Genomic DNA, 25,622 nt, shown 5'->3' on the forward strand with positions numbered 1-25,622 from the left:
GCCGGGTTCGAGGTTGTCTGTAAACCCGTTTCAGCTTCCAAACTTCACCGCACGGTCGTTGCTCGGTTGGATCGGACGCGCGTTCATCGGGAACAACTGCTTGAAGTCCTTCAGCTGTTGTTTGGATATCGTGCCCGGCACTTTAAACACCTGCCACAGGACGCCTTCGGTACATGGCGGCGTCGTCAGCGACCCCATAAAGGTGAAGTAGTCCAGCTTTGCCGGAAACAGGCTTTTCAAATCCAGTGTGCGCAAGGTCACAGCGTCCCCCTCATGACGGGGCATGCTGGAAAACAGCGGTGCCAAAACCTTGTTTTTTGCCCCAACGTCAAATAACAGGGCAATGACGGCCAGGTTGCCGGCGGCATCACGGTGGACCAGATGCGCGCTAAATGGGTACTTGTGGCCTTCTATCTGCATTTCGGCAGGGGCATGAAAGTGCATTTGTACCAGGTCATAGTTGCCTGACGGCAGGGTCATATAGCCCTTGCTCTCAGGAGTGACCTCAAGCGTGTGGCCGTTGTGTTTGACCACGGCAGGGCCTCTCGGGTAGTGGATATCCAGAGCTGGCAAGCGCCCTGGGGTATTGGCTTTGATATTGATCGGTGATTGTTGGGTGCCGGTGTTGCACAGGGTGTGGTTGTCGTGCAAATCGCCCCACTCGTCAGGCCCGGTGGGTGATGTGTAGCTCCAGTGGGGTTGGGGTGAGGGGGCGGCAATGACGGGGCCGAAACCGATGGCGAACAGGGCTATGCCCAGGTAATGGCGTTTCATGATGATGGCTTCGTAGAAAGTAGCTGCAAATGGCAGCCGGAGCTTCATCGTGAGATATTCACTGTGAAATTTCTGTAGTGATTTTCTTACGTTTGCGAGCGATAAGAACGCTTGGTTTGATGGATTATCGCCATGAATAAAAACGCCGCAGGCTGCAAGGCCGGCGGCGTTTTTTTGGGCTGCAAGCGCTTACACGGTATGCAGGTACCAGTTGTATTCGAGGTCGGAGATGGAGTGTTCAAACTCTTCCAGCTCGCTCTCTTTGCAGGCGACAAAAATATCGATGTATTTCGGGTCGATATATTTGGCCATTACTTCGCTGTCATCCAGCTCGCGCAAGGCATCGCGCAGGTTGTTTGGCAGGCTTTGCTCGTTTTGCTCGTAGCTGTTGCCTTCAACGGGTGCGCCCGGTTCGATCTTGTTGGTCAGACCGTGGTGCACGCCGGCCAGTACAGAGGCCATCAACAGGTACGGGTTGGCATCGGCACCGGCAACCCGGTGTTCGATACGCACTGAATCGGCCGAACCGGTCGGTACGCGAATGGCCACAGTACGGTTGTCCAGGCCCCAGCACGGCGAGTTGGGCACATAGAACTGTGCGCCGAAACGACGGTAGGAGTTCACGTTAGGGCAAAGGAACGCCATCTGAGCCGGTAGGGTCTCCAGCACACCGCCGATCGCGTGACGCAATGCGGCGTTCTGCTCGGGATCCTCGCTGGCAAAAATATTTTTGCCTTCTTTGTCCAGAATCGAAATATGAACGTGTAGTCCGTTGCCCGCCTGGCCCGGGTAAGGCTTGGCCATGAACGTGGTGTCCATCTCATGGTCGTAGGCGATGTTTTTGATCAGACGCTTGAGCAGTACCGCGTAGTCGCAGGCCTTGATGGGGTCGGCAACGTGGTGCAGGTTCACTTCGAACTGCGCCGGGGCACTTTCTTTGACGATGGCGTCAGCCGGGATGCCTTGCTCTTTGGCACCTTCCAGAATGTCCTGGAGGCAGTCGACGTATTCATCGAGGTCGTCGATCAGGTAAACCTGAGTCGAATGCGGGCGTTTGCCGGAGATCGGCGAACGTGGAGGCTGTGGGCGACCGTTAACGTTCTCCTGGTCGATCAGGTAGAACTCCAGCTCGAAAGCGGCACAAATGGTCAGTCCCAGATCGTCAAATTTGGTAACAACTTGACGCAGTACTTCGCGCGGGTCGGCGAAAAAAGGTTCACCTTCAAGTTCGTGCATCGTCATCAGCAGTTGCGCGGTTGGGCGCTTTTGCCAGGGTTCGTTGCACAGGGTGTCGGGGATTGGATAACAGATTCTGTCTGCGTCACCGATATCCAGACCCAGGCCGGTGCTTTCCACCGTTGAGCCATTGATATCCAGAGCAAATAGAGAGGCAGGCAGGTTGATGCCTTTCTCGTAAACCTTGTGGAGGCTGGTGCGTTCGATGCGCTTGCCGCGCACCACACCATTCATATCCGCAATGAGAAGGTCTACGTACAGAACCTCAGGATGATCCTTAAGGAACGCGTTCGCTTCATTAAGCTGAACGGCACGCGGGGGTACCGACATGATGCAACACCTTTGTTGTTAAAAATATCAATCATTGAGCGCTACGGGATTCAGTCAACCCGAACGGCATACCGAAGTCAAGCAGCCTGTTTTTTGCCCTCAAAAAGCGCAGAAAGGCCATTTTTGACGCTTTTTAGGGCGCCATTAACCCTTTTTAAATCGTGCCGCCCGCAGGCTTGAGCGGGCCGTGTTGTATTTTTTACGGGGGTGTTGTGTAAAAAAATGAACAAGGCTAAGCTCGATTCAAACCCATAACAGCAATAATACCGGGGTGTTACATGTCACGCCTGCCGTTAATCGGCGTCACCGCCTGCACCAAGCAGATCGGTTTGCACCCTTATCACATCACTGGCGATAAGTATGTGCGGGCTGTTGCGGTGGCCGCCAAAGGCTTGCCTCTGATCATTCCGTCATTGGCGGAACTGATTGATCCGACCGATATTCTTGACGGTCTGGACGGCCTGCTCTTTACCGGGTCACCTTCCAATATAGAACCCCATTTGTATCACGGTCCCGCCAGCGCGCCAGGCACGCTGCATGATCCCGACCGTGATCGCACGACCCTTCCCCTGATTCGTGCTGCATTGGCAGCGGGCGTTCCGGTGCTTGGCATTTGCCGCGGCTTTCAGGAATTGAATGTAGCTCTGGGTGGCTCACTTCACCAGAAATTGCACGAAGTCGAAGGCTATATCGAGCACCGCGAAGACCCCAGCGCGCCTGTTGAAGTGCAATACGCACCCAGCCACGCCATGCGCGTCCAGCCTGGCGGCGTATTGGCCGGCCTGGGCTTGCCAGCGGAGTTCGAGGTCAATTCGATTCACACCCAGGGCGTTGATCAGCTGGCCCCCGGTTTACGCGCAGAAGCCATTGCTCCGGACGGCCTGGTCGAAGCCGTGTCGGTCAAAGACGGCAAGGCTTTTGCTTTGGCGGTTCAGTGGCACCCCGAATGGCAGGTAAGCTCTAACCCGATTTACCTCGCCATCTTCCAGGCATTTGGCGATGCCTGCAGACGGCGCGCAACACAACGCGACGCAGACGCGTCAGTAAACGCCTGACTTATTCAATTCAGGACACTCAGCCCAGAGGCATTTATGAGTAACAACCTCGACCAGCTCACCGATTGGTTGAAAGACCACAAGATCACAGAAGTCGAATGCATGATCGCCGACCTTACCGGGATTACTCGCGGCAAGATTTCGCCGACCAACAAGTTCATTGCCGAAAAAGGCATGCGCCTGCCCGAGAGCGTATTGCTGCAAACCGTAACGGGCGACTATGTCGAAGACGACATCTATTACGAACTCCTCGATCCGGCAGACATCGATATGGTCTGCCGTCCCGACCAGAACGCAGTATTTGTGGTGCCGTGGGCGATTGAGCCAACCGCTCAGGTGATCCACGACACCTACGACAAGCAGGGCAACCCGATCGAGCTGTCGCCGCGCAACGTGCTTAAAAAGGTGCTCAAGCTCTACGCCGACCACGGCTGGCAGCCGATCGTGGCGCCGGAGATGGAGTTTTACCTGACCAAGCGCAGTGACGACCCGGATTACCCGTTGCAGCCACCCGTAGGCCGCTCCGGTCGCCCGGAAACCGGTCGTCAGTCCTTCTCCATTGAAGCGGCCAACGAATTCGACCCGCTGTTCGAGGACGTCTACGACTGGTGCGAGCTGCAGGAGCTGGATCTGGACACGCTGATCCACGAAGACGGCACGGCGCAGATGGAAATCAACTTCCGTCACGGTGACGCCCTGTCGCTGGCCGACCAGATCCTGGTGTTCAAGCGCACCATGCGCGAAGCCGCGCTCAAGCACGATGTGGCCGCCACCTTCATGGCCAAGCCCATGACCGGCGAGCCGGGCAGCGCCATGCACCTGCATCAGAGCATCATCGACATCGAGACCGGCAAGAACGTGTTCTCCAATGACGATGGCAGCATGAGCCAGCTGTTCCTCAACCATATCGGCGGCTTGCAGAAGTTCATTCCAGAGCTGTTGCCGCTGTTCGCGCCAAACGTGAACTCGTTCCGCCGGTTCTTGCCTGATACCTCGGCACCGGTGAACGTGGAGTGGGGCGAGGAGAACCGCACCGTGGGCTTGCGTGTACCGGATGCCGGGCCGCAAAACCGTCGTGTCGAGAACCGCCTGCCGGGCGCCGATGCCAACCCGTACCTGGCGATTGCCGCCAGCCTGCTGTGTGGCTATATCGGCATGGTTGAAGGCATCAACCCGAGCGCACCGGTGGTGGGCCGCGGTTATGAGCGGCGCAACCTGCGCTTGCCGTTGACCATCGAAGACGCCCTGGAGCGCATGGAAAACAGCAAGACGGTCGAGAAGTACCTGGGCACCAAGTTCATCACCGGTTACGTGGCCGTCAAACGTGCCGAGCATGAAAACTTCAAGCGCGTCATCAGTTCGTGGGAGCGGGAATTCCTGCTGTTCGCCGTCTGACACGCTGGAGGGGCGAGCCAGGAAGGCGCCGCCCCTCCTCTACTGACTAAAGGAGAGCCGTATGACCAACAAGAACCCGCAAACCCTCGAATGGCAACAACTGAGCAACGATCACCACCTGGCACCGTTCAGTGACTTCAAACAGTTGAAAGAAGTCGGCCCACGCATCATCACTCACGCCAAGGGCGTGTACCTGTGGGACAGCGAAGGCCACAAGATTCTCGACGGCATGGCCGGCCTGTGGTGTGTTGCCATTGGCTATGGCCGTGACGAGCTGGCTGAAGCGGCCAGCAAGCAAATGCGTGAACTGCCGTACTACAACCTGTTTTTCATGACCGCCCACCCGCCGGTGCTTGAACTGTCCAAAGCCATCGCCGAGATCGCGCCTGAAGGCATGAACCATGTGTTCTTCACCGGCTCAGGCTCTGAAGGCAACGACACCATGCTGCGCATGGTTCGCCATTACTGGGCGATCAAGGGCCAGCCCAATAAAAAGACCATCATCAGCCGCAAGAACGGCTACCACGGCTCCACCGTGGCCGGCGCCAGCCTGGGCGGCATGACCTATATGCACGAACAGGGCGACTTGCCGATCCCGGGCATTACCCACATCCCGCAGCCGTACTGGTTCGGTGAGGGTGGCGACATGTCCCCGGAAGAGTTCGGCATCTGGGCGGCCAACCAGCTGGAAGAAAAAATCCTCGAACTGGGCGTCGACAATGTCGGTGCCTTTATTGCCGAGCCGATCCAGGGCGCAGGCGGCGTGATTGTGCCGCCCGCTACCTACTGGCCGCGCATCAAGGAAATCCTGGCCAAGTACGACATCCTGTTTGTGGCCGATGAAGTGATTTGTGGTTTTGGTCGCACCGGTGAGTGGTTCGGTAGCGATTTCTACGGCCTCAAGCCGGACATGATGACCATCGCCAAGGGCTTGACCTCGGGCTATATCCCGATGGGCGGCCTGATCGTGCGCGACGAGGTGGTGGCGGTGCTGAATGAAGGCGGCGATTTCAACCACGGTTTCACCTACTCGGGTCACCCGGTAGCCGCCGCCGTGGCGCTGGAAAACATCCGCATCCTGCGCGAAGAAAAAATTGTCGAGAAGGTCCACGCCGAAACGGCACCGTATTTGCAAAAGCGTCTGCGTGAACTGAACGATCACCCGTTGGTGGGCGAAGTGCGCGGTGTGGGCATGCTGGGTGCCATTGAACTGGTACAGGACAAAGCCACGCGCAAGCGTTATGAAGGCCGTGGTGTCGGCATGATCTGCCGGCAGTTCTGTTTTGATAACGGTCTGATCATGCGCGCAGTAGGTGACACCATGATCATTTCGCCACCCTTGGTGATCAGCAAAGACGAGATCGACGAGCTGGTGGCCAAGGCGCGTAAGTGCCTGGATCTGACCTTGGAAACTTTGCAAGGTTAACTGCTAGGCTTTTAGCGCAAGAGAACTGCAGTCTTGATGTAGGTAATTGCGCTCGAAGCCTTAAGAATCAAGGCTCTTCCCTTGAAAGCCTGCCCCGGATCTTGCCAGACTAGCCGCCGGCTTTAGTCACCTTGAGATCAGGTCGCTGAATCGGTGGTTTAAAAGAACAATTGGAGCATTACAGATGAAGGCATCAGGTTTTAAAAAAGCTGGCAAGACCCTTCTCGCCCTCTCCTTGATGGGTGTGATGGCCGGGGCAGCTCAAGCAGCAGATAAAGTGCTGCACATCTACAACTGGTCCGATTACATCGCACCTGACACCGTTAAAAAATTCGAAGACCAGACCGGTATCAAGGTGGTCTACGACGTGTTCGACAGCAACGAGACCCTTGAGGCCAAGCTGCTGGCGGGCAAGTCCGGCTACGACATCGTCGTGCCTTCCAACAATTTCCTGGCCAAGCAGATCAAGGCCGGGGTTTACCAAGAGCTGGACAAGTCCAAGCTGCCTAACTGGAAAAACCTCGACCCGGCGTTGCTCAAGGCCGTTGGCGATGCCAGCGACAAAGACAACAAACATGCCTTCCCGTACATGTGGGGCACTATCGGCATCGGTTACAACCCGGAGAAGGTCAAGGCCGCGCTGGGCGTCGATACCATCGATTCCTGGGACGTGCTGTTCAAGCCGGAGAACGCTGCCAAGCTCAAGAGCTGCGGCATAAGCTTCCTCGACTCGCCGACCGAAATGATCCCGGCCGCCCTGCACTACCTGGGCTACCCGACCGATTCGCAAGACAAGAAACAACTGGCTGAAGCCGAAGCCTTGTTCCTGAAGATTCGCCCGTCGGTGGGTTACTTCCACTCCTCCAAGTACATCTCCGACCTGGCCAACGGCAACATCTGCGTGGCCGTGGGTTACTCGGGTGACCTTGAACAGTCCATTTCCCGCGCCAAAGAGGCCGGTGACAAGGTCAAGCTCAAGTACGTGATCCCTAAAGAAGGTGCCGGCAGCTTCTACGACATGGTCGCCATTCCCAAGGATGCAGAGAACGTCGACGCTGCCTATGCCTGGATGAATTATCTGATGCAGCCTGAAGTGATGGCCGAAATCACCAACAGCGTGCGCTTCCCCAACGGTAACAAGGCTGCAACGCCGCTGGTGAATAAAGATATCTCGGGTGACCCGAGCATTTACCCGTCCGATGAAGTGAAGGCCAAGTTGTACGCCATCAGCGATTTGCCGCCGACCACCCTGCGGTTGTTGACGCGCAGCTGGACCAAAATCAAGTCTGGTAAATAACGGCCCCGCCCCTTGTAGCCGCTGCCGCAGGCTGCGATTGAGACCGGAGGGCTCATGCCTTCCGGTTTCACAAAAACCGGCGCAATGGTCGGAAAAACAAGGTGTTAGGGCAATTATTCGCGGAAAACTTTGCTGTGCAGGTTTATCGAGGGTAAGTTGCGCGCCGGTTTTGTCTTTGGCGGTTCGACTGCCGTATGACGCGGGCAACTCAGGCCCAACTATTTAGAGGACCATCACGTGTCTATATCTCTGTTTCGCAAGACCTTGCTGGTCGGAGCTGGTTTGACGCTTGCCGTCAGCGTACAAGCGGCGCCCACGGTGCATATTTACAACTGGTCGGACTACATTGCGCCGAACACGCTGGCTGATTTTGAAGCCGCGACCGGCATCAAGCCGATCTATGACGTTTTCGATTCCAACGAAACCCTGGAAGGCAAACTGCTGGCCGGGCGTACCGGTTATGACGTGGTCGTTCCGTCTAACCACTTCCTGGGCAAGCAGATCAAGGCGGGTGCGTTCCAGAAACTCGACCTTTCGCAACTGCCGAACTATTCCAACCTCGACCCTGCCCTGCTCAAGCGCCTGCAGGCCAACGATCCGGGCAACCAGTACGCCGTGCCGTACCTGTGGGGCACCAACGGGATTGGCTACAACGTCGATAAAGTCAAAGAAGTACTGGGTGTCGACAGCATCGACTCCTGGGATGCCGTATTCAAACCCGAGAACATGAAGAAGCTGACCAAATGCGGTGTGGCCTTCCTGGATTCGGCTGACGAGATGCTGCCTACTGTCCTTAACTACCTGGGTCTGGATGCCAACAGCACCAACCCAAAGGACTACAAGAAAGCTGAAGAAGTCCTGATGTCGGTGCGTCCATACGTTACCTACTTCCACTCTTCCAAATACATTTCCGACCTGGCCAACGGCAACATCTGCGTTGCGATTGGCTTTTCCGGTGATGTGTTCCAGGCCAAGGCGCGTGCCGAGGATGCAAAAAAAGGCGTGAATATCGCCTATATCGTGCCCAAGGAGGGCGGCGCCCTGTGGTTTGACATGCTGGCCATCCCCAAGGATTCCAGCAACGTCAAGGAGGCCCACACGTTCATCAACTACCTGCTTAAGCCTGAAGTGATCGCTCAGGTCAGTGACTATGTCGGCTATGCCAACCCTAACCCGGCGGCCGACAAGGTGATGGATGAGTCCATTCGTACCGACGAAGCGGTTTACCCAACCCAGGCGGTGCTGGACAAGACATACGTCTCAACCGAGTTGCCCCCCAAGATCCAGCGTCTGATGACGCGTACATGGACCAAGGTCAAAACGGGCAAGTAATCTCGCAAGACCACCTATCCAAGGCCCGACCATCAAGGCCGGGCTGCTAAATTTGTTGGGAGTTACGTAATGGCTGTTGCCTCCGGCGCCTATAAGAAAGCCCTCGAGGGCGACCAGACACCCAAGCAGGTGCTGGTCAAAATCGACCGGGTCACGAAGAAATTCGACGAGACGATTGCGGTGGACGATGTGTCCCTGGAAATCAACAAGGGCGAAATCTTCGCCCTGCTCGGCGGATCGGGATCGGGCAAGTCCACCTTGCTGCGCATGCTCGCCGGTTTCGAGCGCCCGACTGAGGGCCGTATTTTCCTCGATGGCGTGGACATTACGGATATGCCGCCTTACGAGCGGCCGATCAACATGATGTTCCAGTCCTATGCCCTGTTCCCGCATATGACGGTGGCGCAAAACATCGCCTTCGGCCTCAAGCAGGACAAAATGTCCAATGCCGAGATCGATGCCCGCGTGGGCGAGATGCTCAAGCTGGTTCATATGAGCCAGTACGCCAAGCGCAAACCCCATCAGTTGTCCGGTGGTCAGCGTCAGCGTGTGGCCCTGGCCCGTTCGCTGGCCAAGCGCCCGAAACTGCTGCTGCTCGATGAGCCGATGGGCGCGCTGGATAAAAAACTGCGTTCGCAAATGCAGCTCGAACTGGTGGAAATCATCGAGCGCGTGGGCGTGACCTGCGTGATGGTGACTCACGACCAGGAAGAGGCCATGACCATGGCCCAGCGTATTGCGATCATGCATTTGGGCTGGATTGCCCAGATCGGCAGCCCGATCGACATTTACGAAACCCCGGTCAGCCGCCTGGTGTGCGAATTTATCGGCAACGTCAACCTGTTCGACGGCGAAGTGGTCGATGACGCTGAAGGCTATGCGCGCATCAAGTGCCCGGAGCTGGAGAACGACATCTACGTCGGTCACGGCGTGAGCACCTCGGTGGAAGACAAGCACACCACCTACGCCATTCGCCCGGAAAAAATGCTGGTTACCACTGAAAAGCCGACCTGCGAATACAACTGGTCGCGCGGCAAGGTGCATGACATCGCTTACCTGGGCGGGCACTCGGTGTTCTACGTCGAGCTGCCGAGCGGCAAACTGGTGCAGTCGTTCGTGGCCAACGCCGAACGCCGTGGCGCGCGTCCGACCTGGGATGACGAAGTCTACGTGTGGTGGGAAGACGACAGCGGCGTGGTACTGCGCTCATGAACATGCGAAAACTCAAACGCCGACTGCAACGAATAACCCCCGGTGGCCGCCATATGGTCATCGGGATTCCATTCCTGTGGCTGTTTCTGTTTTTCATGCTGCCGTTCTTCATTGTCCTGAAGATCAGCTTCGCCGAAGCGGACGTCGCGATTCCGCCGTACACCGAGATCTACAGCTACGTTGACCAGAAGATTCAGGTACTGCTGAACCTGGGCAACTACGCCATGCTCGGTGACGATGAGTTGTATATCGCCGCTTACCTGGGCTCGCTGAAGATGGCGTTCTTCAGCACGCTGCTGTGCCTGCTGATCGGTTACCCGATGGCCTATGCCATCGCCAATGCGCGCAAAGAGATGCAGACCGTGCTGGTGCTGCTGATCATGATGCCGACCTGGACCGCGATCCTGATCCGCGTTTACGCGTGGATGGGCATCCTCAGCAATAACGGCCTGCTCAATGGCTTCTTGATGTCGATGGGCTGGATCAGCGAACCCCTGCAGATCCTCAACACCAATATCGCGGTGTATATCGGCATTGTGTATTCGTACCTGCCGTTTATGATCCTGCCGCTGTACGCCAACCTTGTGAAGCACGACACCAGCCTGCTGGAAGCCGCGTCTGACCTGGGTTCGAGCACGTTCAACAGCTTCTGGAAGATCACCGTGCCGCTGTCGAAAAACGGCATTATCGCCGGCTGCATGCTGGTGTTTATCCCGGTGGTGGGCGAGTTCGTGATCCCTGAACTGCTCGGCGGCCCGGAAACCCTGATGATCGGTAAAGTGTTGTGGCAAGAGTTCTTCAACAACCGTGACTGGCCGGTAGCGTCTGCGCTTGCCGTGGTCATGCTGGCGATCCTGATCGTGCCCATCATTCTGTTCAACCGCAGCCAGGCTAAAGAGCTGGAGGGCAAGATATGAATCGCTTCCGTTTTTCTAGCTTCATGTTGGTCGCGGGGCTGTTGTTCATCTACCTGCCGATGCTGATCCTGGTGATCTACTCGTTCAACGCCTCCAAGCTGGTGACGGTGTGGGGCGGCTGGTCGCTGAAGTGGTACGTGGGCCTGCTGGACAACACGCAACTGATGGGCTCGGTGATGCGCTCGCTGGAAATCGCCCTGTACACGGCGATTGCTGCGGTGGCACTGGGCACGTTGGCGGCCTTCGTGCTGACCCGTATCAGCCGCTTCAAGGGCCGCACGCTGTTTGGCGGCCTGGTGACGGCGCCGCTGGTGATGCCCGAGGTGATTACCGGTCTGTCGCTGTTGCTGCTGTTCGTGGCCATGGCGCAGATGATTGGCTGGCCGCAGGAACGTGGCCTGGTGACCATCTGGATCGCCCACACGACGTTCTGCTCGGCCTATGTGGCGGTGGTGGTGTCGTCGCGCCTGCGCGAGCTGGACCTGTCGATCGAAGAAGCGGCAATGGACCTGGGTGCCAAGCCGTGGAAGGTGTTCTTTTTGATCACCATCCCGATGATTGCGCCGTCCTTGGCGGCGGGCGCGATGATGTCCTTTGCCCTGTCGCTGGATGACCTGGTGCTGGCCAGCTTTGTGTCGGGCCCGGGGTCGACGACCCTGCCGATGGAAGTGTTCTCGGCGGTGCGTCTGGGGGTTAAACCCGAGATCAACGCCGTGGCCAGCCTGATTTTGCTGGCGGTATCGCTGGTGACCTTCATGGTGTGGTTCTTCAGCCGCCGTGCTGAAGAACACCGCAAAAAGGCGATCCAGCAGGCCATCGACGAATCGGCGGCCGAGTCCTGGAAGCAGCCGGACGTGCGTCGTCCGCAGTCGACCAGCGCCGTTTAAAGCAGCGTCACAAAAAACCTCGCCCCCCGTGACCGGGAGGCGAGGTTTTTTTATGGATACTCCTTGTAGATACTCGGTTGCCGGTCAAGGGCTCTTTGTAGCAGCTGACTCGCGGAGCGAGGCTGCGTCCGGCTGCGTAGCGGCCGTGAAGCCCGGGGTCGGGTCCAACTGGCACACCGCAGGTGTCTGGTTTTACGACTGCTGCGCAGCCGGACGTAGCCTCGTTCTACTCGTCAACTGCTACAGAAGTCCTAAGGCTTGGCCACCTTCCAGGCCCCGTCCATCTTGCCGTCGCCGGTCATGTCGCCAGCCTTTTTGTCCATCACGAAGGTGTACAGCGGCTTGCCGTCGTAGGCCCATTGCATATGGCCGTCATCGCGCTTGATGGCCGTCCACTTGCCCATGTCCATCGCCGTGCTCTCGGCGGCCAGTGGCGGCCAGTTGGCTGCGCACTTGTCATTGCACATGGATTTGCCGCCCGCATCCTTGGCGAAGGTGTAGAGCGTCATGCCTTTGTGGTCAACGAGCATGCCGTCCTTGGTCATTGCCGGTTCAGCCGCATACGCCAGTCCTGGCAAGGCAAAAGCTGCGGCCAACAGCAATGTCTTTAGGGAAAACGAGCTAGAGGTCATCGGAATCGTCCTTTTTGTGGTTGTACGATTTGAATCCAAAGCGTAGTTCACCAACTGTTAACGCGCGTCCAATCCCCAAAGCTGTCACACGACTGCAATAATTGCGTTATCTAATGCGCCACAAGACAGTTTAATGACGAGAGGATTACGGCATGGTTGGCAGGAGCATTTTGATCGTTGATGACGAGGCGCCGATTCGCGAGATGATCGCCGTGGCCCTGGAAATGGCGGGCTACGATTGCCTTGAAGCCGATAATGCCCAGGATGCTCATGCCATTATCGTGGACCGTAAACCGGACCTGATCCTGCTCGACTGGATGCTGCCCGGCGGCACTTCGGGCATCGAACTGGCCCGTCGCCTCAAGCGCGAAGAGCTGACCAGTGATATTCCCATCATCATGCTTACGGCTAAAGGTGAGGAGGACAACAAGATTCAGGGCCTGGAAGTGGGCGCTGATGACTACATCACCAAACCGTTTTCGCCGCGTGAACTGGTGGCCCGCCTCAAGGCTGTGCTGCGCCGCGCCGGCCCGGCCGATGCTGAATCGCCGATCGAGATCGGCGGCTTGCTGCTCGACCCCATCAGCCACCGCGTGACCATCGACGGCACCCCGGCCGAAATGGGACCTACCGAATACCGCCTGCTGCAATTCTTCATGACCCACCAGGAGCGTGCCTACACCCGCGGCCAGTTGCTCGATCAGGTCTGGGGCGGCAATGTGTATGTGGAGGAACGCACCGTGGACGTGCATATCCGTCGCCTGCGCAAAGCCCTCGGTGAGGCCTACGAAAATCTGGTACAAACCGTGCGTGGCACCGGTTACCGGTTTTCGACCAAGGCCTGATACCGGCTTTTTCTGACTCAACGGCAAGCAAGGACCCGCGCGACGTGAATCAAAACTGGCATGGCACTCTGATTCGCCATTTGTTGCTTCTGGTCGCTGCCTGCCTGGTGGTCGGCCTCATCAGTGGTTATTACGGCTGGAGCCTGGCCATTGGCCTGGCGTTCTACCTGGGCTGGACTCTCAAGCAGTTGCTGCGCCTGCACGAATGGCTGCGTCAGCACAAACCCGACGAAGCGCCGCCCGATGGCTACGGTCTGTGGGGTGAGGTATTCGACAGCATCTACCACCTGCAGCGCCGCGACCAGCGGGTGCGCGGGCGGCTGCAAGCGGTGATCGATCGCGTGCAGGAGTCCACGGCCGCGCTCAAGGACGCGGTCATCATGCTCGACAGCGACGGCAACCTGGAGTGGTGGAACCTCGCCGCAGAGACCCTGTTGGGCCTCAAGACTCCGCAGGACAGCGGCCAGCCAGTGACCAACCTGGTGCGCCACCCGCGCTTCAAGGAATACTTCGAGCAAGGCAATTACGGCGAACCACTGGATATCCCCTCGCCGGTCAACGATCACTTGCGCATCCAGCTCTACATCACCCGCTACGGCAACAACGAACACCTGATGCTGGTGCGCGACGTGACGCGTATTCATCAGCTGGAGCAGATGCGCAAAGACTTTATCGCCAACGTGTCCCACGAACTGCGAACGCCGTTGACGGTGATATGTGGTTATCTCGAAACTCTGCTCGATAACGTCGACGACGTGAACCCGCGCTGGAAGCGCCCGCTGTCGCAGATGCAACAACAGGGCGAGCGCATGCAGACCCTGCTCAACGACCTGCTGCTGCTGGCCAAGCTGGAGGCCACCGATTACCCCTCGGACAACCAGCCGGTGGCCGTCGACAGCTTGCTGCGCTCGATCAAGAGCGACGCCCAGGCGTTGTCCGGCCAGCGCAACCAGACCATCACCCTCGACGTCGAAGCCGATTGCGCGCTCAAGGGCAGCGAAGCCGAATTGCGCAGCGCCTTCTCCAACCTGGTGTTCAACGCCGTCAAATACACCCCCGATGGCGGCAGCGTGCGCATTCGCTGGTGGGCAGACAGCGCGGGCGCGCACCTGAGCGTGCAGGACTCGGGGGTGGGGATCGACAACAAGCACTTGCCGCGCCTGACCGAACGTTTCTACCGCGTCGATTCCAGCCGCAACGCCAACACCGGCGGCACCGGGCTGGGGCTGGCCATCGTCAAGCATGTGCTGCTGCGCCACCGTGCGCGGCTGGAGATCAGCAGTGTGTTGGGGCACGGCAGTACGTTCACCTGCCATTTCCCACCCGTTCAGGTGGCAAAACCTCAGCAAAAGTCGCTGGTCGACTAGGCCCTGTAGCCCTTTCCCACTAGGCAAGGGCTACATCAGCCGTTACATTGTTTGGTCATATCTCCCTATCTGTAACGACGGAACCCGTAAAACTCCATCATGGACCCTTCCCCTGGCTTGACCCTCGCGACACTCTTCGCCGACTTCGGCATGATTCTTTTTGCTCTGATCCTGGTACTGCTCAACGGTTTTTTCGTTGCGGCTGAATTCGCCATGGTCAAATTGCGCTCCACCCGGGTTGAGGCAATTGCCGAAGACAACGGCTGGCGCGGGCAAATCCTGCGCACCGTACACAATCAGCTCGACGCCTACCTGTCTGCCTGCCAGCTGGGTATTACCCTGGCCTCGCTGGGCCTGGGCTGGGTCGGCGAGCCGGCGTTTGCGCACATCCTGGAGCCGCTGCTGGGCGCCATCGGCGTGTCATCGCCGGAAGTGATCAAGGGCGTATCGTTCTTTACCGCCTTCTTTATCATTTCCTACCTGCACATCGTGGTCGGTGAGCTGGCACCCAAGTCGTGGGCCATCCGCAAGCCCGAGACCCTGTCGCTGTGGACCGCCGTGCCGCTGTACCTGTTCTACTGGGCCATGTACCCGGCGATTTACCTGCTCAACGCCAGCGCCAACGCGATCTTGCGTATTGCCGGCCAGGGCGAGCCAGGTGCCCATCATGATCACGCCTACAGCCGTGAAGAACTCAAGCTGATCCTGCACTCCAGCCGTGGTCAGGACCCGAGCGACCAGGGCATGCGCGTGCTGGCGTCGGCCGTGGAAATGGGCGAGCTGGAAGTGGTCGACTGGGCTAACTCCCGCGAAGACCTGGTGACCCTGGACTCCAAGGCCCCGCTCAAGGAAATCCTCGCGCTGTTCCGTCGCCACAAGTTCAGCCGCTACCCGGTCTACGATGCTGACACCAACACCTTTGTCGGTTTGTTGCATATCAAGGACCTGCTGCTGGAGCTGGCCGACCTCGATCACCTGCCCGAAACCTTCAACCTTGAAGAACTGACCCGGCCGCTGGAGCGCGTGTCGCGGCACATGCCGCTGAGCCAGTTGCTGGAGCAGTTCCGCAAGGGCGGCGCGCACTTTGCCCTGGTTGAAGAGGCTGACGGCAAGGTCGTGGGTTACCTGACGATGGAAGACGTGCTCGAAGTGCTGGTGGGTGATATCCAGGACGAACACCGCAAGGCCGAGCGCGGCATCCTCTCGTATCAGCCGGGCAAGCTGCTGGTACGCGGCGACACGCCGCTGTTCAAGATCGAACGCCTGCTGGGTGTAGACCTGGACCACGTTGAAGCCGAAACCGTCGCAGGCCTGATCTACGACACCCTCAAGCGGGTGCCTGCAGAAGAAGAGCAACTGGAAGTCGAGGGCCTGCGCATCATCATCAAAAAGATGAAAGGCCCGAAAATCGTATTGGCCAAGGTCCTGAAGCTGGACTGACCGCCACACAACCTGTGGGAGCGGGCTTGCTCGCGATACAAACGATGCGGTCCATCCGTTGAACCGTGTCGACTCCATCGCGAGCAAGCCCGCTCCCACATGGGTAGTGCAAATATCCCCTCCCTCTCCTGTAAGAATTTTTACAAGCGAAAGCTGGCTGAAAGTATTCCCCTCTAGCATCGAGTCATTACCGGCAACAGACCGGTTGGCCTGCCACGCGTAAAACACGCGGTCAGAGCCTTACTACAACAATAATGGTGACTGTTATGCTGACCTTCCTTGGCTTTGCCATGGTCATTACATTTATGTACCTGATCATGACCAAGCGCCTATCTGCCCTGATCGCCCTGATTCTGGTACCCATCCTGTTTGCCATTTTCGGCGGTTTTGCGCCAAAAATCGGCCCGATGATGCTCGAAGGCATCACCAAGCTGGCCCCGACCGGGGTGATGCTGATGTTCGCCATCCTCTACTTTGCCCTGATGATCGACTCCGGCCTGTTTGACCCGGCGGTGCGCAAGATCCTCAAGCTGGTCAAGGGCGACCCGCTGAAAATCTCGGTGGGCACGGCGGTGCTGGCGCTGGTGGTGTCCCTGGATGGTGACGGCGCGACCACCTACATGATTTGCGTGGCCGCCATGCTGCCGCTCTACAGCCGCATTGGCATGAGCCCGCGGATCATGGCCGGCCTGATCATCCTGGCGGGTGGCGTGATGAACATGACACCCTGGGGCGGCCCGACCGCCCGCGCGGCGAGTGCGCTGCATGTCGACCCGTCGGACATCTTTGTGCCGATGATCCCGGCCATGCTCGCAGGCTGCGCGGCGATTCTGGTTATCGCGTGGTTCTACGGCAAACGCGAGCGTGCGCGCCTGGGTGAGTTGCACCTGCACGGTGACGAAATCGACCACAGCGAAATCAGCGTTTCCCAGTACCCGGATGCCCGTCGACCAAAACTGATCTGGTTCAACGGTGCGTTGACCCTGGCGCTGATGGTTGCGCTCATTGCTGGCCTGCTGCCTTTGCCCGTGCTGTTTATGGTCGCGTTCAGTATCGCGATGATCGTCAACTACCCGTGCCTGCAGCAGCAAAAAGACCGCGTCGCGGCCCACGCTGGCAGCGTACTGGCGGTGGTCGGGCTGATTTTTGCGGCGGGTATCTTTACCGGCATCCTGTCGGGCACCGGCATGGTCGATGCCATGTCCAAGAGCCTGCTGGCGGTGATTCCACCGGCGCTCGGGCCGTATCTGGCAGTGATTACCGCGCTGGTGAGCATGCCGTTCACCTTCTTTATGTCCAATGATGCGTTCTACTACGGCGTACTGCCTGTATTGGCCGAAGCTGCCAGCCACTACGGCATTACCGCCGCCGAAATGGCCCGTGCCTCGATTGTGGGCCAGCCGGTGCATTTGCTCAGCCCGCTGGTGCCTTCTACCTACCTGCTGGTGGCCCTGGCTGGCATCGAGTTTGGCGACCACCAGCGTTTCACCCTCAAGTGGGCGATCCTGGTGTGCTTGGTCATCATGGTTGCGGCGCTGCTGCTGGGGACGTTCCCGGTGTTCAGCACGCTGTAACCCCCCCCTGTGGGAGCGGGCTTGCTCGCGATGCAAGCGACGCGGTGTTTGAGTTAAACCGTGTCGAAGCCATCGCGGGCAAGCCCGCTCCCACAGGTTCAGCATTGTCCAGAAGTGTTTCAACCCTCCCCCAGCTATGCGATGCTGGCGCTCTGCTCATTTGCCGACTACATCTTAAGAAACATCTGTAGGAACGGCCCGCAGCTATCTGATCCTTAGACACATCCAATACAGGGAGCCAGCATGCTGACCCTGCTCAATCTGCTTTCCGCCGTGGCCTTGCTCATCTGGGGCACGCACATCGTCCGAACCGGCATCCTGCGGGTCTACGGTACCAACCTGCGCCATGTCATCGGGCAAAACGTCTCCCGGCGCATGTTCGCCTTTGTCGCCGGGATCGTGGTTACGGCCATGGTGCAAAGCAGCAACGCCACGGCCATGCTGGTCACGTCCTTTGTCGGCCAGGGGTTGATGGCACTGACCCCTGCCTTGGCCACCATGCTCGGCGCCGATGTCGGGACCGCCTTGATGGCCCGGGTGCTGACCTTCGACCTGTCGTGGCTGTCGCCGCTGCTGATTTTCCTGGGTGTGATTTTCTTTTTGACCCGCAAGCAAACCCGCGCCGGGCAATTGGGGCGGGTAGGCATTGGCCTGGGCCTGATCATTCTGGCCCTGCAACTGATCGTCGAAGCTGCCACACCCATCACCCATGCCCAGGGCGTGAAGGTGATTTTTGCTTCGTTGACCGGCGATATCCTGCTCGATGCTCTGGTCGGCGCCCTGTTCGCAATGGTGTCCTACTCCAGCCTGGCGGCCGTGCTGCTGACCGCCACCCTGGCCGGTGCGGGTGTTATCAGCCTGCATGTCGCCATCGGCCTGGTGATTGGCGCCAATATCGGCAGCGGCGTGCTGGCGTTTCTCAGTACCAATATGCAGAACGCGGCAGGCCGCCAGGTGGCCTTGGGCAGCCTGCTGTACAAGCTGATCGGCCTGCTGCTGATCATGCCCGTGCTCGACCCGCTGGTGGCCTGGATGGACAGCCTGAGCTACAGCGCCCAGGAGCTGGTGATCGGCTTTCACCTGCTCTACAACACCGCCCGCTGTTTCCTGATGTTGCCCACAGTCGGCCTGATGGCGCGTATTTGTGCCTGGCTGCTGCCCGAACGCGAGCAAGCCAACGGCGTCGCCAAACCGCGCCATCTGGACCCTGCTGCTCTTGATACACCGAGCCTGGCCCTGACCAACGCAGTGCGCGAAACCCTGCGTATTGGCGACCTGATCGATACCATGTTGGTCAATATGCTCGACGTTCTGCGCGGCAAGCAAACCGCCATCACCCAAGAAATGCGCACCTTGAGTGATGAAGTCGAAATACTCTACAGCGCGGTCAAACTGTATCTGGCGCAAATGCCGCGAGAGGACTTGAGCGAACAGGACAGTCGACGCTGGGCCGAAATCATCGAATTGGCGATCAACCTCAAGCTTGCCAGCGATGTGATCGAGCGCATGCTGCGCAAAGTCCAGCAGCAGAAAACCTCGCAGCGCCGCTCGTTTTCAGAAACAGGGCTGGAGGAGCTGGTGGGCCTGCAAACCCAGTTGATTGAAAACCTGCGCCTTGGGCTGACGGTGTTTCTCAGCTCCGACCTGCAAAGCGCCCGCCAGTTGCTGCGGGAAAAACGCCGTTTTCGCGCCCAGGAGCGGCGTTTGGCCCACGCCCATGTGAGTCGCTTGCAGCGTAAAGTCACACAAAGTATCGAGACCAGTTCCATGCACCTGGAGCTGATCGCGGATATGAAACGCCTCAACTCGCTGTTTTGCGGCAGCGCTTACGTGGTGCTGGAGACCTCTGAAACCGGAGCCCTGGAGCTGGATGACGCAGCCGACACGCAACATTCGCCTTGAACGTTGTGCGTTGGGCTGTTGTCAGCCGTTATGCAGCGACTAAGCTGCACGGGCTCAAGGATTCGAGAATTCAGGGATTTTTTATGCGTTGCCTGCTGTTTATCTGTTTGTTGCTTGGCGCAGCCCAGGGTTTTGCTCTGGATCGTTACAGCGTCGAGGGCTACCAACTGCCCAATGGCCTGCAACTGATCCTCAAGCCCAACAACGATCGCGGACATGTGGCCATCCGTTTGGTGGTGGGGGTTGGCCTGGACGACTTTTCGTGTGCCGATCAGCAATTGCCCCATCTGCTGGAACATCTGCTTTTCAGCGGTATCGATGACACCGGCGAAGGTGGCCTGGAGGAGCGCATGCAGGCCCTGGGTGGCGAATGGAACGCCTTTACCAGCAGCGCCGACACCACCTTTGTGATCGAAGCCCCGGCCAAAAACCAGCGCAAGATCCTCGACCTGCTGCTGGGCCTGCTGACCCGCACGCAATTGACCGAACAACGCATTAACGATGCCAAGCAAGTGGTCGAGCGTGAAGACGGTGGCCATTATTCGCATTTACAGCGCTGGCTCGACCGCCAGGACCTTGGCCACAGTGCCAGTAATCAACTGGCCGTCGAGCTGGGCCTTAAATGCGCCGAGCGGGCCGAAGTCCACGATCTTACGCGCCAGCAACTGGAGGCCGTGCGCCAGAACTGGTATGCGCCCAACAATATGACGCTGATTATCGTCGGCGACCTTGACCGGCTGCTGCCCGCCTATCTGGAGCGCACTTACGGCGCCCTTGAGCCGGTTGAGCCTAGCGAGCACCGGCCACTGGCCGGGATTGATGCCAAGGCTGAGGCCGAGCGCGAACTGGTGCGGGGCGTGGTGGGGGATACCGCGACCTTGCATTGGCTGTTCCCTGAACCTGTGATCGAAGGGCAGTCCGACGAAACCTGGATCCTGCTGCGTGATTATCTGGAGTGGGCGCTCTACAGCGAACTGCGGCTCAAGCATGGCTTATCTTACGGTCCCTGGGCCGAGCGGGAAGTATTTGGTGGCGTGAGCTTTTTAAGCCTCAATGCTGACCTTGAGCGCGAGAACGTGGCGCAAGCCCGGCAGGTGATCGAGCAACTCAAGGCGCGTCTGCTCAAGGACGGGCTGGATCCGCAGATTTTTGCCCGGCTCAAAAACACTGCCATCTCCCGCCAGGCCTGGACAGTGCAAGGCAGCAGCGCGTTGGCCGACTACTACTGGGCATCCCTGGGTGACTACGATGAGGGCCGTTTCGCCGACCCCGCCAGGCAGTTGCAAGCCATCAGCCTCAAGCAGGCCAACGTAGCGCTACGCGAGCTGTTGGCCGAGCCAGGCTATGTGCGCATCGAAAAACCGCTGTTCAGTTACCACAGCATGAGCCTGGCCATTCTGGGTGGGCTGGCGTTGCTGATTATCGCCGTGGTGAGCTGGCGCATCTGGCGTCGGACCAAGCGTTGATTGCCCGAGTCGTAAACGTTTTGATACCGTAAAATCATTGCCAATTCGCGGCTGGTCGATCCAGCCGCCAGCGTGCGGAGTATTCATCGTGAGTGATCGTTCCAATCCTTGGCAATTGCAAGCCATCGTCTGCCAGCTGCGCACGGCGCGAAACCAGTGGCGCACGCAGAACGGCCGGGTCAGTGGTGAACAGGGGGGCCGTGAGCTGCCATCCCGTGCGGCAATGGCCGAGATTCTTGAGGCCCTGTGTGGTGCCTTGTTCCCGATGCGTTTGGGCCCGGTGGACCTGCGTGAAGAGAGCGAAGATTTTTACGTCGGCCACACCCTGGATGTGGCGCTCAATGCGCTGCTCAAACAGGCCCGCCTGGAGCTGCGTTATGTGGCTCGCCAGGGCGGGTTGGCCGATGAGGGCGTGGATGCAACCGCGACTTTGCTGATTCAGGACTTTGCCCTGGCGCTACCCGGCTTGCGCAGCATCCTCGACACAGACGTCCTGGCGGCTTATCACGGTGACCCGGCGGCGCGCAGTGTGGATGAGGTGCTGTTGTGCTATCCGGGGATTCTGGCGGTGATTCATCACCGTCTGGCCCATCATCTGTACCGTGCAGGGCTGCCGTTGCTGGCGCGCATCAGCGCAGAGATTGCACACTCGGCCACCGGCATTGATATCCACCCCGGCGCGCAGATTGGCCGAAGTTTCTTTATCGATCACGGTACGGGTGTGGTGATAGGAGAAACCGCGATCATCGGCGAACGTGTGCGGATCTATCAGGCTGTGACCCTGGGTGCCAAGCGCTTTCCGGCAGATGAGTCGGGGCAATTGCAGAAAGGCCATCCACGCCATCCAATCGTTGAGGATGATGTGGTGATTTATGCGGGCGCGACGATATTGGGGCGTATCACCATTGGTCAGGGTTCGACCATTGGTGGCAATGTATGGCTGACCCGCAGCGTACCTGCAGGCAGCAACCTGACCCAGGCCAACCTGCTGCATGATGACGGGACGCAGAAGTAAGACCGCGTAGGCCTTTTGCCCTCACCCCAGCCCTCTCCCAGAGGGAGAGGGAGCTGATCTATGGAGATTTTGAGGCCGCGTGCGGTCAGTCCCCTCTCCCTCCGGGAGAGGGTTAGGGTGAGGGCGCTCTTGACCTAGCGAGCGCTGCGCACGCCTTCCGCCAGCGCAGCACACAAACTCAGTACACCATCCACCGCCTGCTCAGGCGTCGCGGCATTTTCGATCTTGTCGATCAATGCCGAACCCACCACCACGCCATCTGCCAGGCGGGCAATTGCCGCAGCCTGTTCAGGGGTACGGATACCAAAGCCTACGCTGATCGGCAGATCGGTATGGCGACGCAGGCGCTCAATGGCCGCGCTCACCTGTTCAGTGGTGGCCGAACCGGCACCGGTCACGCCCGCCACCGAAACGTAATACACAAAGCCCGAGCTGCCAGCCAGGACGGTCGGCAGGCGCACGTCGTCCGTGGTTGGCGTGGTCAGGCGGATAAAGTCCAGGCCCGCTGCCTGCGCCGGGTCGCACAGCTCGCCGTTGTGCTCTGGCGGCATGTCGACCACGATCAGGCCATCGACGCCCGACTCTTTGGCTTCGGCAATAAAACGCGCCACGCCATAGTGGTGGATCGGGTTGAAATAGCCCATCAGCACCAGCGGAGTGTCGTCGTTACCGGTACGAAACTCACGAACCATCTGCAGGGTTTTTGCAAGGTTCTGCTTGGCGCCCAACGCTCGGATGTTGGCCAGTTGAATCGCCGGGCCGTCGGCCATCGGATCAGTGAAGGGCATGCCCAGCTCGATCACATCGGCACCCGCCGCCGGCAAGCCCTTGAGGATCGCCAGGGAAGTGTCGTAATCCGGGTCACCGGCCGTGACAAAGGTCACCAGCGCTGCGCGGTTTTGTTCCTTGAGTGCGGTAAAGCGCGTTTGCAGGCGGCTCATCAGTGTTGCTCCTGTTGAGACTGTTCCATGTGGTGCATCACGGTTTGCATGTCTTTGTCGCCACGGCCCGAAAGGTTGACCACCATCAGGTGATCGGCCGGCAGGGTTGGGGCGCGCTTGAACACTTCGGCCAGTGCGTGGGCGCTTTCCAGGGCCGGGATGATGCCTTCAAGGCGGCAGCATTTGTGGAAGGCATCCAGGGCTTCGGCGTCGGTCACCGAGGTGTATTCGACGCGACCGATGTCATGCAACCAGGCGTGCTCAGGGCCGATGCCGGGGTAGTCGAGGCCGGCGGAAATCGAGTGGGCGTCGATGATCTGGCCATCGTCGTCCTGCAGCAGGAAGGTGCGGTTGCCGTGCAGCACGCCCGGCTCGCCACCATTGAGGCTGGCGGCGTGCTTGCCGGTTTCGATGCCGTAGCCGGCCGCTTCCACGCCGATGATTTCAACGCTGGTGTCATCCAGGAACGGATGGAACAGGCCCATCGCGTTGGAACCACCGCCGATGCACGCCACCAGGCTGTCCGGCAGGCGGCCTTCCTGGGCTTGCATCTGGTCGCGGGTTTCCTTGCCGATCACGGCCTGGAAGTCGCGCACCATCGCCGGATACGGGTGCGGGCCGGCCACGGTGCCGATCAGGTAGAAGGTGCTGTCGACGTTGGTTACCCAGTCGCGCAGGGCTTCGTTCATCGCGTCTTTCAGGGTGCCCGTGCCGGCCACCACGGGGATGACTTCAGCGCCCAGCAGCTTCATGCGGAACACGTTGGCCTGCTGGCGCTCGATGTCGGTGGTGCCCATGTAGATCACGCACTGCAGGCCAAAGCGCGCAGCGACGGTGGCGGTGGCCACGCCGTGCATGCCGGCGCCGGTCTCGGCGATGATGCGTTTTTTGCCCATGCGCCGTGCCAGCAGGATCTGGCCGATGCAGTTGTTGATCTTGTGCGCGCCAGTGTGGTTCAGCTCTTCGCGCTTGAGGTAGATCTTGGCGCCGCCACAGAACTCGGTCAGCCGCTCGGCGAAGTACAGCGGGCTTGGGCGGCCCACATAATCGCGCTGGAAGTAGGCCAGTTCCTTGATGAACTCAGGGTCTTTTTTCGCCAGCTCGTACTCGCGATCCAGGTCAAGGATCAGCGGCATCAGGGTTTCAGCCACATAACGGCCGCCGAATGAGCCAAACAGGCCATTGGCATCAGGGCCGGTACGCAAGGTGGATTGAGTCATGTGACGCTCCAGATAAAAAGTTACGAAGGTCTATGGGCCTGACTGTACCCGTGACAGCCCGGGATGAAAACCGATAAGATCGCCACAACCTGTCAGGAAAACTCACACATATCATGAGCCGCGACCTCCCGCCCCTCAATGCCCTGCGCGCTTTTGAAGCCACTGCCCGCCTGAGCAGCGTCAGCCTGGCGGCCGAGCAGCTGCACGTCACCCACGGTGCCGTCAGTCGGCAATTGAAAGTGCTGGAAGAGCACTTGGGGGTGAGCCTGTTCGTTAAGGAAGGGCGCGGGCTAAAGCTCACCGAGGCCGGTATCCGTCTGCGTGATGCCAGCGGCGAAGCCTTTGAACGCTTGCGCAACGTATGCGCTGAACTCACGCAAAGCCAGGTCGACGCCCCTTTCGTGCTCGGCTGTTCGGGCAGTTTGCTGGCGCGCTGGTTTATTCCGCGCCTGGGCCGCTTGAATGCCGACTTGCCGGACTTGCGCCTGCACCTCTCAGCCGGTGAAGGCGATCTTGACCCGCGTCGCCCCGGGCTTGACGCTTTGCTGGTATTTGCCGAGCCGCCGTGGCCCGCCGACATGCAGGTGTACGAACTGGCCAGCGAGCGCATCGGTCCGGTGGTCAGCCCGCGATACGCGCACTACGAACAATTGCGCAACGCTCCGGCCAGTGCCTTGCTTGGCGAACCCTTGTTGCACACCGCGTCACGGCCGCAGGCATGGCCGAGCTGGGCGCAAAAAAACGCAATCGAGGCGAAGGATTTGCAATACGGACAGGGGTTTGAGCACTTGTACTACTTGCTTGAAGCCGCCGTTGCGGGGCTGGGTGTGGCGATTGCCCCCGAGCCGCTGGTGGCCCAGGACCTGCAAGCCGGACGCCTGGCTGCACCCTGGGGCTTCAAGGAAACCCCGGCGCAGCTGACGTTATGGCTGCCCAAGCGCGCCGCAGACGGGCGCGCCGGGCAACTGGCGCAATGGCTCAAGGCAGAGCTTGCGCGCAGCGCAGATTAATTGCCGCGCTTGCACAACAGAAAGGCTGCCAGCAGACCCAGTGCGCCGATGGCAACGCCAGCGGTGGCGTATGGGTGCTCTTGCGCGTATTCGCGGGTAGCGATCGCGGTTTCGCGAGTTTTGTCCTTCACTTCTTCCAGCGCATCGCTGAGCAGGTGACGCGAATGCTTGAGCGCGTTCTCGGCGTTGTTCTTGAGGATGCCAAGGGTCTTTTTGGACTCGTCAGAAGCGTCGTGCTTGAGGCTTTCCAGAGACTTGAGCAGGCTCTCGATCTCTGCTTCCATGCTTTGCAATGAGGCTTTACGTAAAGAGTTGCTAGCCATTAGGGCTCTCCTGCATTGGTGAGTGA

Annotated in this window: 22 protein-coding genes; 16 read left to right on the forward strand and 6 right to left on the reverse strand. The window is 59.1% G+C overall.

Annotation, left to right across the window (positions count from 1 at the left end; translation table 11 throughout):
- Positions 1-30 precede the first annotated feature (30 nt).
- A complete protein-coding gene (locus tag AB3G35_RS03155) occupies positions 31-822 on the reverse strand; it encodes a carbonic anhydrase (protein WP_106116996.1) in 792 nt (263 codons plus the stop codon).
- Between the two features lie 141 nt (positions 823-963).
- Positions 964-2,340, reverse strand: coding sequence for a glutamine synthetase family protein (locus AB3G35_RS03160; RefSeq protein WP_016782819.1), 1,377 nt, complete (start codon positions 2,338-2,340; stop codon positions 964-966).
- 278 nt (positions 2,341-2,618) lie between these two features.
- Here AB3G35_RS03160 and AB3G35_RS03165 point away from each other — a divergent pair, with 278 nt between their 5' ends.
- The 8 genes from AB3G35_RS03165 to AB3G35_RS03200 all read left to right on the forward strand — a co-directional run bounded on the left by AB3G35_RS03165 (position 2,619) and on the right by AB3G35_RS03200 (position 11,861).
- Complete coding sequence (locus tag AB3G35_RS03165; RefSeq protein WP_083369700.1) at positions 2,619-3,395, forward strand: gamma-glutamyl-gamma-aminobutyrate hydrolase family protein; 777 nt, start codon at positions 2,619-2,621, stop codon at positions 3,393-3,395.
- Positions 3,396-3,431: 36 nt separating this feature from the next.
- On the forward strand, positions 3,432-4,790 hold the full coding sequence (locus tag AB3G35_RS03170; RefSeq protein ID WP_016782817.1) for a glutamine synthetase family protein: 1,359 nt from the start codon (positions 3,432-3,434) through the stop codon (positions 4,788-4,790).
- A 61-nt stretch (positions 4,791-4,851) separates the two neighbouring features.
- A complete protein-coding gene (locus AB3G35_RS03175; RefSeq protein WP_083369701.1) occupies positions 4,852-6,216 on the forward strand; it encodes an aspartate aminotransferase family protein in 1,365 nt (454 codons plus the stop codon).
- 184 nt (positions 6,217-6,400) lie between these two features.
- Positions 6,401-7,513 carry a polyamine ABC transporter substrate-binding protein gene (locus AB3G35_RS03180; protein WP_016782815.1) on the forward strand — a complete coding sequence of 371 codons (1,113 nt, stop codon included), beginning with the start codon at positions 6,401-6,403 and terminating at the stop codon, positions 7,511-7,513.
- A gap of 237 nt (positions 7,514-7,750) precedes the next feature.
- Positions 7,751-8,845: a polyamine ABC transporter substrate-binding protein gene (locus tag AB3G35_RS03185; RefSeq protein WP_029611644.1), complete on the forward strand. Its 1,095-nt coding sequence runs from the start codon at positions 7,751-7,753 to the stop codon at positions 8,843-8,845.
- Positions 8,846-8,914: 69 nt separating this feature from the next.
- Entirely contained in the window at positions 8,915-10,057 is a 1,143-nt protein-coding gene (gene potA / locus AB3G35_RS03190) for a polyamine ABC transporter ATP-binding protein (protein ID WP_016782813.1), read from the forward strand.
- Entirely contained in the window at positions 10,054-10,974 is a 921-nt protein-coding gene (locus tag AB3G35_RS03195) for an ABC transporter permease subunit (protein ID WP_029611643.1), read from the forward strand. Before potA ends, AB3G35_RS03195 begins: the two co-directional genes overlap by 4 nt.
- Positions 10,971-11,861 carry an ABC transporter permease subunit gene (locus tag AB3G35_RS03200; RefSeq protein ID WP_016782811.1) on the forward strand — a complete coding sequence of 297 codons (891 nt, stop codon included), beginning with the start codon at positions 10,971-10,973 and terminating at the stop codon, positions 11,859-11,861. Before AB3G35_RS03195 ends, AB3G35_RS03200 begins: the two co-directional genes overlap by 4 nt.
- Positions 11,862-12,112: 251 nt before the next feature.
- On the opposite strand, the gene AB3G35_RS03205 is transcribed toward AB3G35_RS03200, so the two are convergent.
- The gene (locus AB3G35_RS03205) at positions 12,113-12,493 is read right to left on the reverse strand and encodes a hypothetical protein (RefSeq protein WP_016782810.1); all 381 of its coding nucleotides are present in this window, start codon (positions 12,491-12,493) and stop codon (positions 12,113-12,115) included.
- Between the two features lie 152 nt (positions 12,494-12,645).
- Here AB3G35_RS03205 and phoB point away from each other — a divergent pair, with 152 nt between their 5' ends.
- The 7 genes from phoB to epsC all read left to right on the forward strand — a co-directional run bounded on the left by phoB (position 12,646) and on the right by epsC (position 22,102).
- Complete coding sequence (gene phoB / locus AB3G35_RS03210) at positions 12,646-13,338, forward strand: phosphate regulon transcriptional regulator PhoB (protein WP_016782809.1); 693 nt, start codon at positions 12,646-12,648, stop codon at positions 13,336-13,338.
- Between the two features lie 44 nt (positions 13,339-13,382).
- Complete coding sequence (gene phoR / locus AB3G35_RS03215) at positions 13,383-14,705, forward strand: phosphate regulon sensor histidine kinase PhoR (protein ID WP_016782808.1); 1,323 nt, start codon at positions 13,383-13,385, stop codon at positions 14,703-14,705.
- A 99-nt stretch (positions 14,706-14,804) separates the two neighbouring features.
- Complete coding sequence (locus tag AB3G35_RS03220; protein WP_016782807.1) at positions 14,805-16,145, forward strand: hemolysin family protein; 1,341 nt, start codon at positions 14,805-14,807, stop codon at positions 16,143-16,145.
- A 266-nt stretch (positions 16,146-16,411) separates the two neighbouring features.
- The gene (locus AB3G35_RS03225; RefSeq protein ID WP_016782806.1) at positions 16,412-17,719 is read left to right on the forward strand and encodes a CitMHS family transporter; all 1,308 of its coding nucleotides are present in this window, start codon (positions 16,412-16,414) and stop codon (positions 17,717-17,719) included.
- Between the two features lie 243 nt (positions 17,720-17,962).
- Positions 17,963-19,621 (forward strand): Na/Pi cotransporter family protein, encoded by a 1,659-nt coding sequence (locus tag AB3G35_RS03230; RefSeq protein WP_016782805.1) that lies wholly within the window; start codon positions 17,963-17,965, stop codon positions 19,619-19,621.
- 83 nt (positions 19,622-19,704) lie between these two features.
- Positions 19,705-21,087 (forward strand): M16 family metallopeptidase, encoded by a 1,383-nt coding sequence (locus AB3G35_RS03235; RefSeq protein ID WP_369782301.1) that lies wholly within the window; start codon positions 19,705-19,707, stop codon positions 21,085-21,087.
- An 88-nt stretch (positions 21,088-21,175) separates the two neighbouring features.
- Positions 21,176-22,102, forward strand: a complete 927-nt coding sequence (gene epsC, locus AB3G35_RS03240; RefSeq protein WP_083369702.1) for a serine O-acetyltransferase EpsC — start codon at positions 21,176-21,178, stop codon at positions 22,100-22,102.
- Between the two features lie 134 nt (positions 22,103-22,236).
- On the opposite strand, the gene trpA is transcribed toward epsC, so the two are convergent.
- Both trpA and trpB read right to left on the reverse strand, forming a co-directional pair.
- A complete protein-coding gene (gene trpA, locus AB3G35_RS03245; RefSeq protein WP_016782802.1) occupies positions 22,237-23,043 on the reverse strand; it encodes a tryptophan synthase subunit alpha in 807 nt (268 codons plus the stop codon).
- The gene (gene trpB / locus AB3G35_RS03250) at positions 23,043-24,263 is read right to left on the reverse strand and encodes a tryptophan synthase subunit beta (RefSeq protein WP_016782801.1); all 1,221 of its coding nucleotides are present in this window, start codon (positions 24,261-24,263) and stop codon (positions 23,043-23,045) included. The genes trpA and trpB overlap by 1 nt, the downstream gene beginning before the upstream one ends.
- A 113-nt stretch (positions 24,264-24,376) precedes the next feature.
- Between trpB and AB3G35_RS03255 the strand changes: the two genes are divergently transcribed.
- Positions 24,377-25,273: a LysR family transcriptional regulator gene (locus AB3G35_RS03255; RefSeq protein ID WP_106117000.1), complete on the forward strand. Its 897-nt coding sequence runs from the start codon at positions 24,377-24,379 to the stop codon at positions 25,271-25,273.
- Here the strand turns inward: AB3G35_RS03255 and AB3G35_RS03260 are convergent.
- A complete protein-coding gene (locus tag AB3G35_RS03260; protein WP_016782799.1) occupies positions 25,270-25,596 on the reverse strand; it encodes a YqjD family protein in 327 nt (108 codons plus the stop codon). The genes AB3G35_RS03255 and AB3G35_RS03260 overlap by 4 nt on opposite strands.
- Positions 25,597-25,622: the final 26 nt, after the last annotated feature.

Source organism: Pseudomonas sp. WC2401, assembly GCF_041200115.1.
In the GTDB taxonomy this organism is placed as follows: domain Bacteria; phylum Pseudomonadota; class Gammaproteobacteria; order Pseudomonadales; family Pseudomonadaceae; genus Aquipseudomonas; species Aquipseudomonas fragi.

What these genes read in the sequence shown, in the direction of transcription:
- AB3G35_RS03160 (WP_016782819.1), bottom strand. Translation starts at nt 2,340, where the DNA reads ATGTCGGTACCCCCGCGTGCCGTTCAGCTTAATGAAGCGAACGCGTTC.
- AB3G35_RS03220 (WP_016782807.1), top strand. Translation starts at nt 14,805, where the DNA reads ATGGACCCTTCCCCTGGCTTGACCCTCGCGACACTCTTCGCCGACTTC.
- trpB (WP_016782801.1), bottom strand. Translation starts at nt 24,263, where the DNA reads ATGACTCAATCCACCTTGCGTACCGGCCCTGATGCCAATGGCCTGTTT.
- potA (WP_016782813.1), top strand. Translation starts at nt 8,915, where the DNA reads ATGGCTGTTGCCTCCGGCGCCTATAAGAAAGCCCTCGAGGGCGACCAG.
- AB3G35_RS03170 (WP_016782817.1), top strand. Translation starts at nt 3,432, where the DNA reads ATGAGTAACAACCTCGACCAGCTCACCGATTGGTTGAAAGACCACAAG.
- AB3G35_RS03180 (WP_016782815.1), top strand. Translation starts at nt 6,401, where the DNA reads ATGAAGGCATCAGGTTTTAAAAAAGCTGGCAAGACCCTTCTCGCCCTC.
- AB3G35_RS03255 (WP_106117000.1), top strand. Translation starts at nt 24,377, where the DNA reads ATGAGCCGCGACCTCCCGCCCCTCAATGCCCTGCGCGCTTTTGAAGCC.
- AB3G35_RS03230 (WP_016782805.1), top strand. Translation starts at nt 17,963, where the DNA reads ATGCTGACCCTGCTCAATCTGCTTTCCGCCGTGGCCTTGCTCATCTGG.
- AB3G35_RS03165 (WP_083369700.1), top strand. Translation starts at nt 2,619, where the DNA reads ATGTCACGCCTGCCGTTAATCGGCGTCACCGCCTGCACCAAGCAGATC.
- AB3G35_RS03205 (WP_016782810.1), bottom strand. Translation starts at nt 12,493, where the DNA reads ATGACCTCTAGCTCGTTTTCCCTAAAGACATTGCTGTTGGCCGCAGCT.
- phoB (WP_016782809.1), top strand. Translation starts at nt 12,646, where the DNA reads ATGGTTGGCAGGAGCATTTTGATCGTTGATGACGAGGCGCCGATTCGC.
- AB3G35_RS03225 (WP_016782806.1), top strand. Translation starts at nt 16,412, where the DNA reads ATGCTGACCTTCCTTGGCTTTGCCATGGTCATTACATTTATGTACCTG.
- AB3G35_RS03155 (WP_106116996.1), bottom strand. Translation starts at nt 822, where the DNA reads ATGAAGCTCCGGCTGCCATTTGCAGCTACTTTCTACGAAGCCATCATC.
- AB3G35_RS03175 (WP_083369701.1), top strand. Translation starts at nt 4,852, where the DNA reads ATGACCAACAAGAACCCGCAAACCCTCGAATGGCAACAACTGAGCAAC.
- AB3G35_RS03260 (WP_016782799.1), bottom strand. Translation starts at nt 25,596, where the DNA reads ATGGCTAGCAACTCTTTACGTAAAGCCTCATTGCAAAGCATGGAAGCA.
- AB3G35_RS03235 (WP_369782301.1), top strand. Translation starts at nt 19,705, where the DNA reads ATGCGTTGCCTGCTGTTTATCTGTTTGTTGCTTGGCGCAGCCCAGGGT.
- AB3G35_RS03195 (WP_029611643.1), top strand. Translation starts at nt 10,054, where the DNA reads ATGAACATGCGAAAACTCAAACGCCGACTGCAACGAATAACCCCCGGT.
- AB3G35_RS03200 (WP_016782811.1), top strand. Translation starts at nt 10,971, where the DNA reads ATGAATCGCTTCCGTTTTTCTAGCTTCATGTTGGTCGCGGGGCTGTTG.
- trpA (WP_016782802.1), bottom strand. Translation starts at nt 23,043, where the DNA reads ATGAGCCGCCTGCAAACGCGCTTTACCGCACTCAAGGAACAAAACCGC.